Here is a 695-nt window from a genome sequence, read left to right as displayed (position 1 = left end):
GTCCTGGCCGCTGAAATCGCCTTCCCTTAACAGGCTTGAGTATTTGAGATTTCCGGAATTCACGAACCGATAGGCCGCTCCTTCATCGGATGAATAGAAATCGAGAAGCTTTTCTTTGACGCCATACGGCAATTCCTTGAGATAAAACGCATCGAAGTCGCTGCCGTATTTTCTGCTGAAGTCTTCTGCTGAAATCAGGTAGTTGTCATTAAGCAAGGCTGGCAGCAGGGTGGGGTATTCAGCAGCACCCTTCATCGCGAGCTTTAAATAGGCTTTCCAGTTTTCCTGGCCGACCTTCGTTTGATACTTTTCCAGGTCCTGAGGTGTATTCGTTTCAATCAGCGAGTACCCGCGTTGCTTTTCGCCCTTGCCGTCTTTGCAGGTAACGCAATAGATGGTTTCACCAAAACTGAGGTTGTAGAGTTTTTCAGGAAGCTGGTCGTACTCTTTTTTGTAGCTTGCATCCAGGAGTTTTCCCTTGGTGATATGACCGGTATCGCCGGTAAAGATGGCGAGTGTCTTTGACTCGGCGACAGCCTTCGCCGCCGTATCTCCCGTTGTCTTTCCCGTTGTATTTCCTGTCGTATCCGCTAACGCGGCATATCTATCCCCTTCGTGCGTGAAGTCGTAGACGTAGTGTTTGAAATATTCAAAATCGTTCTTGGCAAAAAAACAAGCGAGCGCAAACACAAGCA

The 695-nt window shown here is 48.2% G+C and carries 1 protein-coding gene; it reads right to left on the bottom strand.

Annotated features, from left to right (window positions below; translation table 11 throughout):
* A partial coding sequence (locus tag AC1DWI_RS25415) for a hypothetical protein (RefSeq protein WP_477726220.1) occupies window positions 1–695 on the bottom strand: 695 nt, incomplete at both ends.

Source organism: Polaromonas sp. P3_C2, assembly GCF_056402675.1.
The sequence above is the reverse complement of the archived record's forward strand: the minus strand, read 5'-3'. Positions and strand labels throughout refer to the sequence as shown.